The organism is Morganella sp. GD04133 (genome assembly GCF_029835375.1).
GTDB classification, from domain to species: Bacteria; Pseudomonadota; Gammaproteobacteria; order Enterobacterales; family Enterobacteriaceae; genus Morganella; species Morganella morganii_B.
In genome coordinates this window covers 17,800-31,091 of record NZ_JAODZS010000044.1, presented here as the reverse complement: position 1 = coordinate 31,091, position 13,292 = coordinate 17,800, and the positions used below count along the sequence as shown (strand labels likewise).

Here is a 13,292-nt window from a genome sequence, read left to right as displayed (position 1 = left end):
TCGGATAATACAGGTATATGCAAATACCTTCACAACACTTTAGCTGAGTACCGTTATCCACAGACAAAATACCATCATCTTTGTCAGCATCAGGTCAGCGGCTCACTCACAGATTATAAAAAACCAACATTATCAGCTATTTTCGCTATTTTTTACGCCATTGATTATGTTGACGCTTTTATCTCTGCCTTAATATGAATTGATCTGCGATACCGATCGACAACAACCAATTGATAGCCAGTAACTATTGGTTTTAATATTTTGATCGTTATTGTTGATAGAAAATACAGATCAATTTCATTATTTCGATCGTTAATAACGATTTTAACTCTCTGTCAGGTTTCGCTATGCTGTCACTTGAAGCATCTAATTTTGTCTGTTTGTATATAGGCGATATTTTTGGAGAGTAAATCATGTCAGAAGACTTTAAAGACAGTCAGGAATATGAAGAGTGGATTGAAGAGACTGGTGGACGGGATGAGGAATATTCAGACTATTATAATGAATGGTTGAAAAAACAACAGAAAGAATGGCTCTCTTAAACAGCTAAATACTCTCTTTTTGTAAAAAGTAAGCCGGTATTATTCCGGCTTATTTTAGTAAAATAAAAATAATAAAAATAATAAAAATAATAAAAATAATAAAAATAATAAAAATAATAAAAATAATAAAAATTATTACTATTTTTATAATCAAAGAGTCATAAATTAAAATGACGCTAATCAAAAAAAACGAAATTAAAAACCCACCCACCAAACATAATGGTTAAATATACTACATAAGGTAAAGCATGAAAAAATATACATTATTGCTATCTGCATTATTATTTTCATCAATAACATATGCAGAGCAACTTCCTATAAAAATACAGGAAGGTTTACGGGAAAACATTGTTCACAAAGGGTTGTATTATAAATATATAAATATTGTATCATTAACCGATGAAATAATAATTGATGACGTTATTGTAAACCGGGGTAACTGCCAAAAAGTCATGGCCCCAACAGGAAACAAAAAATTGCATTATGGTCAGTCTATCCGCTATGAATATCCGAAAAGTTGTCAAATTATGGAAATAACGGTCACAACTAACAAAGGTTCAGGCACATACTCAAAAAATTAAAACGACTCTATACACTTTTAACAGAAATGACATGCAGAACTCGGGCTCCCGGTGGTTATATCGTATCGATACGGCCCCCTGAGAGGGCCCGCAGCAGAAAATAATTAATAACATATCAAAGCACGTTGAACAGCAGCTCCCGAAAGCATCGATGTTTAAAACAACCCTCGGTTGTATCAGCGGAGCTAAGAAAAGTGGCTTAGTGTCAGATGGCGGACCAGAATCCTCCCCAAAATAATAAGGACCTGTTGATGAATAAATTAAGTGTCTTATTGGACATTCCACAAGAAATAAGTGATGGATTAAAAAGTGGTATTTATGAAAGAGTAGGCGGAGTTATTGTAACAAAAGATAAAAAAACTATTGTTGGCTGGCTTAGAGAAAGTGGTGAAGCAGAAACAAAAAACAAACCATCACTAATTCAAACCAGCAATCTATTGAGTTGTGCTAATTTAGCCATATCAGCAATAAACTTAGGCGCCACATTTTATTACGGGAGTAAAAACTTACAAAACACAAACAAAATACTGAATGAAGTCAGCCTGACAAATATTGAAATAAAAAAAACACAAGAGATGATTGACCTCAACTTTAAAAAGCTAAATTCAAGAATAAATGAAATTGTCAGCGTATCAAACAAAACAGATTTATCAATATCTCTGATAAAATTAAGAGATGCGTTCTTATTAAACGAAGATGACAAAGAGATAAAGAAAATAATTCTAGAAATAGTGAGATATATACCGAATGAAATGTCCACCCTCATATCATCATCAAGCCACTGTAAAATAAATGAATTTTTAGAAAGCACTGTGTCTTTATTAAAAGTCATTTATTTAACCCAGGGATTAACAATAAACTATTTTGATAGCACATCAACATGTATTGATGTAATGAAAGTTATACAGCATGATCCATTAATTGAAAGGCTACGCTCAGCTATCGCTGAAAATGAAATTTTTAATTTTAACATCTTAGCATCTGCTTATATGTCATTAGATAGTTACACATCGGTTAATGAACATGACAGAGAAGTCATATTCGATCTTTTCTTAAAATCAAATAAAAGTTTTGAAAGTGATAAGGCAATGATTGAAGTATCTGATAGTGATAATATAAAATCAAGCATAATACATGATAAGTACTCAATCCTTGCAGGTACAGGAACGCAATCCGATCTAATTAACTTTACTAAAGATAGTGTTTGTTCTGACAATGACATTGCCAAATCTTATATATTCGGAATAATTAAAAGCGGAAGCGAAACAAAGAAAAACACGTTTTTTAAAAATAGAGCCAAGTTATTAAACGACATGCTCTTTAACGGAAACAATCCCGTTTCATTTGAAAATATGAATGCTGATAAAATAAAGGAATTGCTATCTGCAATATCTAATGTAAGCATAGCAAATGAATTATCTGATAGAATATCGGGAATTAATATTGAGTTATCTTATTGCAATGAAAAAAACCTTTCTATTCGTGAGTATCAGAATAAATTCATAGTGAGCAATAGTTATTTTGAACAACCTGAATATGCTTTCTTTGAAAGATAAATAAATTTAAAGAAAATGGGTCAAATTAAAACCACGGTTGATTTGACCTGTATATCCAGGCTCATATTTTCTCTTACGATGATAATGATTTTCTGCGTATATATTCTCACAATAAGTGGTATACCAGGATACTGTGCATATGATGTTTATAGTAATGACTGCACATCATAGCAGGGTTAGCCAAGGCAGTCCTGCTGTCCGGTTTTGATATAATGCATATAGTGTAATCCCGTTTTATTGCCTTCGCAAAGCTTTCTGGTATACCATTACTTTGCCTGCTGTTGTGCAGGGCTTCAGATATCCTGCTTCCATTGTTTCTTTGGTATAGCCTCCGGCACCAGCTACCCAAGCTGAATTTTTTAGCCACATGAATGACTTTTTCAGTTTGGTAAGCTGCTGTAAAGTAGCTCTACGTCACAGCAAAACCAAGAACAGAAGCGCAGGAGCCAACCAAGTAACCTTAACGATTGTTGACAGAGTTGACCGGGATATGCTGAGATTATGGATACAATAAATTATACATGCAAAATTACCGGTTTTATGATATGTCTTAACTCAATTAAATAATCTACAGCATTAATCTTTCTTGCTGACAGAAATTTCGAATTATTTATTTCATTAACCATCGGTTCAAAACAAAAAATTTCATTTTCACCCAAAGTACCAAACCGATTAATTAATTTATCAAATAGAGAATCCTTATCAATATTTTCTTTTGTAATTGATTGAATCAGACTTTCCACATGACTATTTAACAATTTTTCAGTTAACTTAATTGAATTAGAAAAAACCTCAATGACACCACTCCGGGATAATATTTTACATATTAAACCATACCTTTCACCAAACAAGTAAAAATCACCAAATCCTGTAGAAGCAATAACATGAAAATTATCCATTGAAATTAAATAGGTTTCATCTAACCATTCAAGTACAGCATCATGATACAGTGATGGATCAACAAGAGAAAACAGACCATTATTATAACTACTCCAACCTTCATCATTCCAGTAGCTAAGCAGTTTCTCAGGAAGAGTGCGTCCCCATTTCTGTATAGCAGCCTGAGAAACATACCGGGAAGTGGTCGCTTCTCCGAGCTCTTTAATCAGTGAATCGAAATAGTGATCCCTCATCACACCACTCCTTAAAAAAATCAAACACTTATCTCATCAATTTCAGGGTCTGCAAGCTGAGCAAGAATAGATAAATGAATACGTGCATCTACTTTTTGAATATATTTAATATCTAATTCACCGCCCAAAATTAATGCTGGTTCAAATCCAAATATTTCATAATCACCGAGAGGCCCGAATTTCTTTACTGCCTTTTCAAATAACCCCTTTTTATTTTGATACCCAATATCAAAGCTAATAAAAAATGATTCAATCCCAAAATCTAAATTCACATCATTCTGTTTATTTTTTAATGACTTTTTATTAACAATAAGAGTATTATATGATGATGAAATAGTAACACAACGACCTGTTTTTTCGCCACATAAATATAAATTACCAAATCCGTTGACAGCAATCGCATGAAAAACATCGATTTCTTCTAAATATGTATCTTCCAACCATTCATCAACAACATCTTCATATTCTTCCGGATTTACTATTGTTAACAGCCCATTATGATAACTACTCCAGCCTTCATCACGCCAATAATTCAACAACAATGGCGGTAACTTTCCCTTCCACTTTTCTATCTCTGTTTCAGGAACATACCGAGATGTAGTGGCTTCACCAACTTCATCAATAAAAAGACTAAAAGCTTCATCACGCATTTTATTTTCCTTTTCCCCGACAAACCTCTAATTCAATGTTCATTTTAACATTACCCTGACCATTTTTTATAGCATCATTTGCTGTTTTTTCCATCGTGATTATGCGACTTTCTTTTATTGGCTTACCTGTAACATCATCTATTGTTTTAACCGATTTGGTCCATGCCCCTCCAATCGAACTGTTTACCTTAGTGTTACCCAGCCCGCTGGGTTTTGGATCGTTCCATCCACCAGCAACCATATCAGGTTCATGCAATGCCGCCATGTTATCCATAATTTCTTTTGTACGTTTTTTAGCTCTTTTTTTGATATCTCCAACAGGAGCCCCTTGTTTTCTTAATGTTTCAATTATTGATGCTTCTATTTCCTGAGTTCGGTCGTCCCTATAATCATCCTGCATTTTTTTTGCTAGCTTATTTCGGCCTTCTTTTTTATATGCCTTACGGGCTATCATAAATTCTGTAGCCGTCATATCATTAATAGCATCCTGCTGTCTTTTTAATTGCCTGCTGTATTCTTTCAGGAATTTTTTCTTATCTGCCGGTAACATTTTCTGAAATTTTTTGTTCATGTACGAAAAAAAACATTTCAGTTTTTTCTTCGGTAGTTTTGTGGGTTTTATTTTTGCTCCGGCTTTATCTTTCCCTTTTTTAACCACCTGCTGCTCTGCTTTGATTGCTGATTTTTCTGTTTTTACTGATTTTATAATTGCTTTTTCAGCCTTCATTGCATATTTAGCGCCTTTTGCCCCCCATCCTGCAAAAGGAACCATTGCAGCAGCTGACAATGCCGCATTACCATAATCATCGCGTGCAGTATAAATCAGAGCGTTAAGCCCATCAGCAGCAATACTGACAACCGGTATCAATCCGACAATATCAAGCCCTACCTGTACACCATCAAGAACATCTGTCCAAAATTCGGCTTCATCATCATTTTCTGTCGCAACAACCGGATTTGCATTTGCAGGTGAAACGTTTTTCACCGGAGCCTGATTTTGGATAACACCGGTTGTATTACCATCTCTAACCAGAGATTTTCCTTCAACTGAGTAACCGCCCGAGGGATCAATGACGGGTAAACCTAATTCCGGATATTCATGCCGTAAAGCAATATATTCTGACTCGCTGTAATCTCCCCAAAAAATTGTTTCGTCCTGCCGGTTATATAAATCAACGGCAATTCCTTTTTCGGAATCAATACGGTCTTCATTACTGAGACGAAATACTTTCCAGGTATTCACATCGGATAGAATATTTTCTATCGGCGGACTGGGTAAAATATCATCAGCCCGCGCCGTAACCGTAATATTATCAATATCCTCATCCATATGAAAATCAGTCCTTATTTTCCGTTCATCCAGAACTCATCACCATGCCGTAATACAGGCAAACCTTGTACAAAAAAACTTCCCGAATGTTCTTTGGGGTAACATTTGCCACCAACCGTACCGCTTTTGACGCCTTTTGCTATTCCTGCCTGATCACCGATTGTTTCCGGTATTAAACTTTGAGAAAATACAACAACAGGCTTACCGTTAGCTTTAACAGAGGGAACCGCTTTTATTGCATTATCTAATTTAGCAATAACCGGATAAGGCACCGGAGGCGTTGAAGAACCTACCGGTGTCTTACATACATCAGGTAATATACCTATAACCAACCATTCACTATCCTGCCGGGCTAAATAATTATCAGCCATGTTTATCTCCTGTATTTTTATCAGGCAGTGAGACACTGAAAAGTGGTGCGTTCAGATTAGTCTCAAAGCGCGCTTCAAGTACACGAAGAGGCAAATCGGTACTTAATTTCTGACGAAAAGTGAGTAACAAACTCAGTGTGTCTGTATCCAGAATAACTGTGTCTAAATTGAGCGCTACGGGAAGAATCGGACCATTCTCCAGTCTGGCCAACAGGAATGCTCTGTGACCCGGTAGTGTTACCTGTAAGGAACCACTGTGCGTCATATTTGTTACACGGATAGTGATATCATTTCCCGGATAAGAGATTTGCTGATCTGCCGGGGCACTGTTCCAGTAATTAAAATCAAAATCCTTTGGCAGATAAGGATGCCTGTTATTAATCCATGTATCATCATACGTACCGGCTTTGCTGAGCCGGGGTTGCCAGGATCGGGTAATTACGCCAAAACCGGCAGGCATAAAACAAGGAGCATTTAAATCTTTGTCAGCCGTTATCACATTAATATATTCATTGATATCAAAAGGATATTTAATGTCTTCTATACGATGAATTTCAATATAGTCAATATCCTTTGCTTTTATATACCAATTTTGTATATAGCCTTTTCCTGCCGGATTGAACGGATGATAACCATGAGCAATTGGTGGCCGTGGATTTTCAGGATGAAAACGCCGGTTATTTTCGGAAAGTAAGTAGTGCTCATCAATTTTGTTATAATGCTCGTCAGTATATATTTTACATTCACCTCCGAAGGCATATTCATACCCTAATGGCAGGGTGGTAAATAGCTCCGGACTCTGTAATTCCCAGCGCTCATTTATTTTTTTCAGACAACGTTTGCCAAAAATATTTATTGTCTTGTCAATCAGCCTTATATTGTTTTCAGTAACGGTTAAAGATACCGGAAATTGTGTTACAGGCTTTGAATCCGGGGCTATTGCAGAGCCGATAATGATAACATCACAGTATGGTTTGAAAGGTGAGAGATCACTTTCACTCCTGACTCCGCTGCAAAGAGGTGCTGATAAATACTGATCCTGTATGCAGAGACTTTCATTAGTTTCTATTTTTGCCTGGTATATATCATCAGAGAAATGAACTAACGAATATTTTACTTTCATCGCAATAACATGATGTTCTTTATCATCAGTATCCAGCATTTTGTAATTCATCACTGAAAATGGTGTCAGGTTGCGAAATTCCATCTGATTCCTCCTCAGTTAATATCCACATCTTTGCCGGTGATCTGCACCGGACCACTGGCTTCGAAGCTGAATTCAGTGCCGTTGATCGTTACCCGCCCGGCGCTGTCCATCCGTAATACACTGGCACCGCAACGCAGTTCGATCACATCACCGGCGGTCACTGACAGGGTATTTCCCACCGCCACGGTTTTATGCTGACCGACGGTTTCGCTGTTGTTTTCCCCGATCACCTCAGTCCGCTGACCCAGAACGGTCATGCTCTGATCTTTCTCAATCCGCTCACTGTGGTTTGCCTTAACCAGCGTACTGCGGTCATTCAGTACCACCGTGTCCATATCCCGCTGGGCGTGAATAAAGACCTGCTGCTTCCCGTTTTCATCCTCAAAGCGCAGTTCGTTGAATCCCTCGCCCTTGTGGGTTTGTGTCCGGAAAGCCGTTTGTGTTTTACTGCCCGGGAATGCCGACGGCGGTGAATTACGGCCGTTATAGGTACAACCGGTGATAATCGGGCGATCAATATCCCCGTTAAGGTAAGAGACGATAATTTCCTGCCCGATCCTCGGCACGGCGGAGAAACCATAGCCGCTGCCGTTCCAGCCCATTGCCACCCGCACCCAGCAGGAAGCGCTGTGATCCGGTCTGCCGTAACGATCCCAGTGAAAATAGACTTTCACCGCGCCCTGTTCGTTGGTGTAAATCTCTTCCCCTTCCGGGCCGACCACCGTTGCCAGCTCGTCGCCGTCCGCCTGCGGGCGGAAACGGAACGGCGGCCGCCATTCGCGGGTGCCGGGGATAAACTTCACGGTGTTGCTGAACGTTGTCCCTTCACCGCCGCTGTTATCCGCCAGCGGCTGGGTACCACGATGAGTAACCGTAATCACCTGCCACGGCTGATTCATCACCGCCGACGGGTGGTTGCTCAGGGTAAAAATTTTACCGGGCATCAGGGCAAAACAGTTGGTGCCTGCGGTGCCGGTCTGACGCTCATTCTGTGACTGTTCGTAACGCAGCCGGGTGAACGGCTTACCAGTTTCATCATCACGGTAACGACCGTAACTTTCATACACCGGATGCTGTTTATGCACCTCACCGGTCACTTCATGCTGAAACGGATAAGACGGACGATCCGGGTTGTAATCTTTCTGGATAATGACATCACTGCACAGCTGTTCGGCGTAGCGCCATGAAAAGGCCGTACTGTCACGGGTATCGGTATCCGCCTGCGGGTTATAGGTCAGGTGAATACCGGCAGTCATACCAAGGTGATTGTCACTGTAAAACAGTTTCGGGCCTTCCTCGAACCAGAAGTTAATCCCCTCTTCGGCCGCCAGACGGCACCAGAAATCATAGGCGGATTCCCGCTTCTGGGTGATGTAATCCCGTTTCTGATGCAGTTCGTCCTGATAGAATTTCAGGTCACTTTTGACATGGGCTTCTTTCAGTAATGTCGCCAGCACTTCCGGTACCGATTGTTTCTGGAAGATGCGGCTGTCCTGGTTAAGGGTCATGATCCACATTTCCGGGCGGATCAGAAAGTGATACCAGGTTCTGTTGCCGTCGGTGTTGCCCTGTTCCGCAGAGGCCAGCAGTCCCTGCACGGTACGGACTTTGACGCCGTCACGGGTGACCGTCAGTGACGCGGCGGAGCCGAGATGCTCCTCAAAGGTGATCGACGGCAGCAGGCTGACCGCGCTGAGGGTCAGCGAAAACAGCGAGGACAGGGATTCACTGAGGGAAAACTCCGTGACCTGAAACGTCTGCTCCGGTAAGCGGCCGATTTTACAGGTAAACACCAGCCCGGAAGGTGAACTGCCGGAGAGCAGCGATAACGCCGACTGTACCGGCTGTTGAACAAGGGAGTCTTTCAGTGCGGCAATATCTGCCGCCTTATTTTTGTTGGGATCTTCAGCAAACATACCGGCTCCGGAACAAGTCTGGCGGATGAACACCCGGCAGACCGGTGTTCTCTGTCATAAAGCAAAAAAAAACCACAAACCCCGGACGGGATTTGTGGTGTCAATCAGTACATTATGCTTCGATTGGCGCACGCCAGTCATCAGCACCGGAGGTACCTGCAACGGTGTGATCCCAGCTGATTTTGCGGTAGGACAGTGAGACTTCAATCAGCTGCGTGTAATCCGATTTGGACGGATCCTGACAGTGCGGCATTTTGCAGTCGATATTGACGATAGTGGCATCTTCCAGCGCGGTGGTGAAGAAGTGCTCCTGCTTACCTTCAACCGAGGTGCGGTACCATTTCAGTTCAACAGTCGGCAGCATTTCACCGGATGCCAGGGCGTTGTACAGCAGCGGAACGGCTTTGTTCATTGCCACGGTGAATTTGAACGGACGGTGCGCACGCTGTCCGGACGGCTGACCGGACTGCGGATCCGTCGGAACGGTGACGATATGGTCAAACTGTTGTACCAGCATCTCATCTTCATGACCCTGCACATAGATGTTACCGACAGACTCAGCCGTAAAGGCACCGGCAGTGATGTTGCCCTGGGTTTTGCCTTCGATGGCGATATAGCACGGAGTTGGCATAGTAAATTCCTTATAATATAAAATGATAACAATAAGTTATCCGACAATGTGTAGTCATCAGCCAGTGCGCATGGTGTTGAGTCGGGAGATAATAAATTTCACTTACCGGTCTGTAAACAGCCGGGGGTCGTTTGTATCTCACAGGATCCGTCACTTAAGTTAAAATCGTTGCAAAAACAGGATATTTGACTTCTAGGAGAGGTAAATTGAGAGTGGTGTGGCAAAATGATTCAGATCACAAAAGAAACAAATCGCTACGTTTTTTAACATAGTTATCTAACGTGTTGTAAATAATAAGAAAAAAGGAATTTTTTTTCAGATCACAGAATAAAATATGTAACAAAGTACAAAAGTAATATAATGCAATGAATAATAACAATAAAAATTCACAGCCAAACGGAAGTTGTAAAATCCGCTTAATGTCCTCTCTGTTCAGGTAATCACAAACAGACGAAACCGGGATATTTCACTGATTTGTGTTATCGGTGTGACGGGAAGGAGGAGTTTGTGCATGCAGATATAAACGCCATATTCAGCTCTGTTTCTGCTGCCCGGACGGCAGACTCAGGCACCTTTAAATTTCTTAATAAAAGCCGCTATCCTCTGAAATACTGCTTGTTTCTTTGTTTTGTACTGTGGGTTCCGGCGTTCTGCAGAACTAGGTGAAAATCGGTTCAACCCAATGTGGAGACAAAGGCAGGTATTGGGTTATGTCCGAGTCTGATAATGGTGAAATCAACCGGCATTTGAAAATTGGATCCGGTATCGAAGCACGTTAACTCTTCAGTGATGCTGCATGAGGGGCTCGAATGTAGTCAGCATGCAGTATAGCTGCCATGAAATGTAACCGGTATGCTGCCTATGAATTAGTTAAACGGGTATTAAAAGCTTACTCTACTGAGTGACAGTTTTAAATATTCAATACTGACAACACACCGCTTACGATTATGCGATTGTCCGCTTAATTAAAGAAGGTAACTTCGTCATGATGTGAAACAATGGCAATTCAAAATTCTTAATAATCGTATTGAATCCGACCATATGCCGATTAAAAAATTGATTATCGCTACAGGCGGTTTAAAATCGGTGAAGCTAGCTTGGTCAACAATGCAGGGATTTGAAACCTTGTGAAAACTGAATAAAGGCCAGTTTGATTACTGGATCCGTCATGACGACCCCAAGTTTAGGGTACGGGAGCGATCTGCCTTTATCAATTAATTATTCAATGTAGAGAGTGTTTTTACGTGAAACATTTATCACTGTTGAGCAAAAAGAAGTTCAAGCTATTATTTGCAACAATCCCATGTGTGGGGAATTGCCGTAAGTTGTCAGAACGACTGAACGCACTGGGAATACGGGCAGCTCTGCAGTTGAGTCAGCTTCCTCCGCATGAAGCCTAGCGGATTCATTCTGTGATACTGTAAACTACAATATGAAATTTTCAAGTAAAGATACAGGGTTCAAAAAATGGAAATACCATCATATCTTATAGATGAAGTTAAACGTGGTAATATAGTATTGTTTCTAGGAGGGCAGGCTTTCTCTGAAGCAAAAAATAATGAGAATGAAGGCTTATTAACAGATGAACAATTAAAATATAAGCTTTGTGATCATTTCCTAGGTGGTGATGAGAAAAATCTAGATCTTTCCAGTATCTTTGATATTGTCGTGGCTGAAAATGACCTCGGTACGGTACAAGATTACTTGAAAAATTTATATTGGGGATATAGCCCATCATTAGAACAACAAAAAATATCTGAATACAATTGGGTTTCTATATATTCAACTAACTACAATTTAATAATTGAAAGGATATATTCTAGTGCTACAAAAAACAAACAACGACTAGTACCTATTTATAAGATAAGTGACAGAATTGACTCATTGGTGAAAATGCCAGAGGATGTTGCATACGTTAAATTACATGGATGTATTACTAAGATTTCAGATATTGACTCGCCAATTTTGATTAGCTCTGAGCAATATATAAATAGTCGGAATGAAAGAACTGTTTTTTTCGAAAGAATGAAAGAAGTTGGCTATAACAAAACTATACTTATTGTTGGGAGTAGCTTAGAGGATAATGATATTAAATACATCCTTAAAGAAATTGAAGGGATGTCAGAAAGCAGACCTAGATATTATTGTTTGGTGGATGGGTTTAGTGAAAGACAACAAAGAATGTGGGAGGTAAAGCGAGTTCATCTAATATCAGGAACGATCGATTCCTTCATTTCTCAGCTAAGTTATGAAATTTCTGATATTGAAATAGGATTTGGAGCGATTCCTAGACAACATCCTATAGAAAGAGTATTTATATCTAATGATTATGTATTGTCTGATTCAGCATTCAGGGACTTAGAAAAATCATTAACTTACATTCACGAACAGATTCCAATAGAGCAAACTAATCCAAAGCTTTTTTATAGAGGATTCTCACAAGGATGGTCTGCCATATCTTCGGAACTCGATGTAAGGAGACGAATTGCTGATGAAATATTATCTGAGGTAATCCTTACAGACGAAGTAGATAGAAGTAAAAACTTCGAGTTGTATAATATATCAGGAAGTGCTGGGTCGGGGAAAACTGTTTTTCTTAAAAGGCTTGCATGGGACTCATCGATAGATTTTCGGAAAATTTGTTTATTTTTCGAATCACCAGATAAAATCCCTGTAAATACTCTTATAGAGTTGGCAGAAAAAGTCGGTGAACGGATATTTCTTTTTGTTGATAGAGCATCTTTGCATGTTCATGAACTGATGCATTTGAGTAACACGTTTAGTCGGTCATCACTTAAACTGACTTGTATAGTTACTGAAAGAAACAATGAGTGGAATATTGAGTGTAGTAGTTTAGATAATTTACTCACGGATAGCTTTAATCTTAGAGATCTATCTGTCAGTGAAATAGAAACGTTGATCAATAAGTTAGAGGTTAATAACTCTCTTGGTGTTTTGAAAAATAAAAGTAAAAAAGAAAGGGTTGAGGAGTTTATTTTAAAATCTAATCGCCAATTATTAGTGGCATTACATGAAGTAACTATGGGTAAACCTTTTAGTGAAATTATTAGAAATGAATATGACAATATAATTCCTAGAAAAGCCCAGTTAATGTATAGAACAATTTGCGTGATGAATCAGTTTCATGTTCCTGTTAGAGCTGGTGTTATTAAAAGAGTTCATGATATAAGTTTTGATGATTTTAAAAAAGAATTCTTTGAACCACTTGAAAAAATAGTACAAGTTATTAATAATTCTTCAGTTCAAGATATCGTCTATACAGCAAGACATCCGACAATTGCAAATATGGTTTTTGATCATTCACTCCATAATGAGTTAGAAAGATTCGAGACATATATGAGCATTCTTCTCTCA

At 39.2% G+C, this 13,292-nt stretch carries 11 protein-coding genes and 2 pseudogenes; 6 read left to right on the top strand and 7 right to left on the bottom strand.

Going from position 1 to position 13,292, the window contains the following annotated elements; translation table 11 throughout:
* From N7387_RS18425 to N7387_RS18410, 4 genes are all read left to right on the top strand, one after another.
* On the top strand, positions 1 to 198 hold a 198-nt coding region (locus N7387_RS18425), incomplete at its 5' end, for a hypothetical protein (RefSeq protein ID WP_279800616.1).
* 215 nt (positions 199 to 413) lie between these two features.
* A complete protein-coding gene (locus N7387_RS18420; protein ID WP_260474027.1) occupies positions 414 to 542 on the top strand; it encodes a hypothetical protein in 129 nt (42 codons plus the stop codon).
* Positions 543 to 790: 248 nt separating this feature from the next.
* Positions 791 to 1,123, top strand: coding sequence for a hypothetical protein (locus tag N7387_RS18415; RefSeq protein ID WP_025154705.1), 333 nt, complete (start codon positions 791 to 793; stop codon positions 1,121 to 1,123).
* 251 nt (positions 1,124 to 1,374) lie between these two features.
* Complete coding sequence (locus N7387_RS18410) at positions 1,375 to 2,679, top strand: hypothetical protein (RefSeq protein WP_279800615.1); 1,305 nt, start codon at positions 1,375 to 1,377, stop codon at positions 2,677 to 2,679.
* Between the two features lie 515 nt (positions 2,680 to 3,194).
* Here the strand turns inward: N7387_RS18410 and N7387_RS18405 are convergent.
* From N7387_RS18405 to N7387_RS18375, 7 genes are all read right to left on the bottom strand, one after another.
* Positions 3,195 to 3,812 (bottom strand): GAD-like domain-containing protein, encoded by a 618-nt coding sequence (locus N7387_RS18405; RefSeq protein WP_279800614.1) that lies wholly within the window; start codon positions 3,810 to 3,812, stop codon positions 3,195 to 3,197.
* 20 nt (positions 3,813 to 3,832) lie between these two features.
* Positions 3,833 to 4,462: a GAD-like domain-containing protein gene (locus tag N7387_RS18400; RefSeq protein ID WP_279800613.1), complete on the bottom strand. Its 630-nt coding sequence runs from the start codon at positions 4,460 to 4,462 to the stop codon at positions 3,833 to 3,835.
* 1 nt (position 4,463) lies between these two features.
* Positions 4,464 to 5,792, bottom strand: coding sequence for a polymorphic toxin type 15 domain-containing protein (locus N7387_RS18395; protein ID WP_279800612.1), 1,329 nt, complete (start codon positions 5,790 to 5,792; stop codon positions 4,464 to 4,466).
* Between the two features lie 14 nt (positions 5,793 to 5,806).
* Positions 5,807 to 6,163, bottom strand: coding sequence for a DUF4150 domain-containing protein (locus N7387_RS18390; RefSeq protein WP_025154700.1), 357 nt, complete (start codon positions 6,161 to 6,163; stop codon positions 5,807 to 5,809).
* Positions 6,156 to 7,370 carry a DUF2169 domain-containing protein gene (locus N7387_RS18385; protein WP_279800611.1) on the bottom strand — a complete coding sequence of 405 codons (1,215 nt, stop codon included), beginning with the start codon at positions 7,368 to 7,370 and terminating at the stop codon, positions 6,156 to 6,158. Before N7387_RS18385 ends, N7387_RS18390 begins: the two co-directional genes overlap by 8 nt.
* Before the next feature lie 11 nt (positions 7,371 to 7,381).
* Positions 7,382 to 9,286 carry a type VI secretion system tip protein TssI/VgrG gene (gene tssI / locus N7387_RS18380; RefSeq protein ID WP_279800610.1) on the bottom strand — a complete coding sequence of 635 codons (1,905 nt, stop codon included), beginning with the start codon at positions 9,284 to 9,286 and terminating at the stop codon, positions 7,382 to 7,384.
* Between the two features lie 112 nt (positions 9,287 to 9,398).
* Positions 9,399 to 9,917, bottom strand: coding sequence for an Hcp family type VI secretion system effector (locus N7387_RS18375; protein ID WP_274371832.1), 519 nt, complete (start codon positions 9,915 to 9,917; stop codon positions 9,399 to 9,401).
* 920 nt (positions 9,918 to 10,837) lie between these two features.
* Between N7387_RS18375 and N7387_RS18370 the strand changes: the two are divergent.
* Both N7387_RS18370 and N7387_RS18365 read left to right on the top strand, forming a co-directional pair.
* Positions 10,838 to 11,135: pseudogene (locus N7387_RS18370) on the top strand (DDE-type integrase/transposase/recombinase); the annotation flags it as partial.
* Between the two features lie 249 nt (positions 11,136 to 11,384).
* Positions 11,385 to 12,116 (top strand): annotated as a pseudogene (locus N7387_RS18365) (SIR2 family protein); the annotation flags it as partial.
* Positions 12,117 to 13,292: the final 1,176 nt, after the last annotated feature.

Bases quoted from the DNA above. Each gene is read 5' to 3' on its own strand.
- N7387_RS18420 (WP_260474027.1), top strand. From the start codon at position 414: ATGTCAGAAGACTTTAAAGACAGTCAGGAATATGAAGAGTGGATTGAA.
- N7387_RS18415 (WP_025154705.1), top strand. From the start codon at position 791: ATGAAAAAATATACATTATTGCTATCTGCATTATTATTTTCATCAATA.
- N7387_RS18410 (WP_279800615.1), top strand. From the start codon at position 1,375: ATGAATAAATTAAGTGTCTTATTGGACATTCCACAAGAAATAAGTGAT.
- N7387_RS18405 (WP_279800614.1), bottom strand. From the start codon at position 3,812: ATGAGGGATCACTATTTCGATTCACTGATTAAAGAGCTCGGAGAAGCG.
- N7387_RS18400 (WP_279800613.1), bottom strand. From the start codon at position 4,462: ATGCGTGATGAAGCTTTTAGTCTTTTTATTGATGAAGTTGGTGAAGCC.
- N7387_RS18395 (WP_279800612.1), bottom strand. From the start codon at position 5,792: ATGGATGAGGATATTGATAATATTACGGTTACGGCGCGGGCTGATGAT.
- N7387_RS18390 (WP_025154700.1), bottom strand. From the start codon at position 6,163: ATGGCTGATAATTATTTAGCCCGGCAGGATAGTGAATGGTTGGTTATA.
- N7387_RS18385 (WP_279800611.1), bottom strand. From the start codon at position 7,370: ATGGAATTTCGCAACCTGACACCATTTTCAGTGATGAATTACAAAATG.
- tssI (WP_279800610.1), bottom strand. From the start codon at position 9,286: ATGTTTGCTGAAGATCCCAACAAAAATAAGGCGGCAGATATTGCCGCA.
- N7387_RS18375 (WP_274371832.1), bottom strand. From the start codon at position 9,917: ATGCCAACTCCGTGCTATATCGCCATCGAAGGCAAAACCCAGGGCAAC.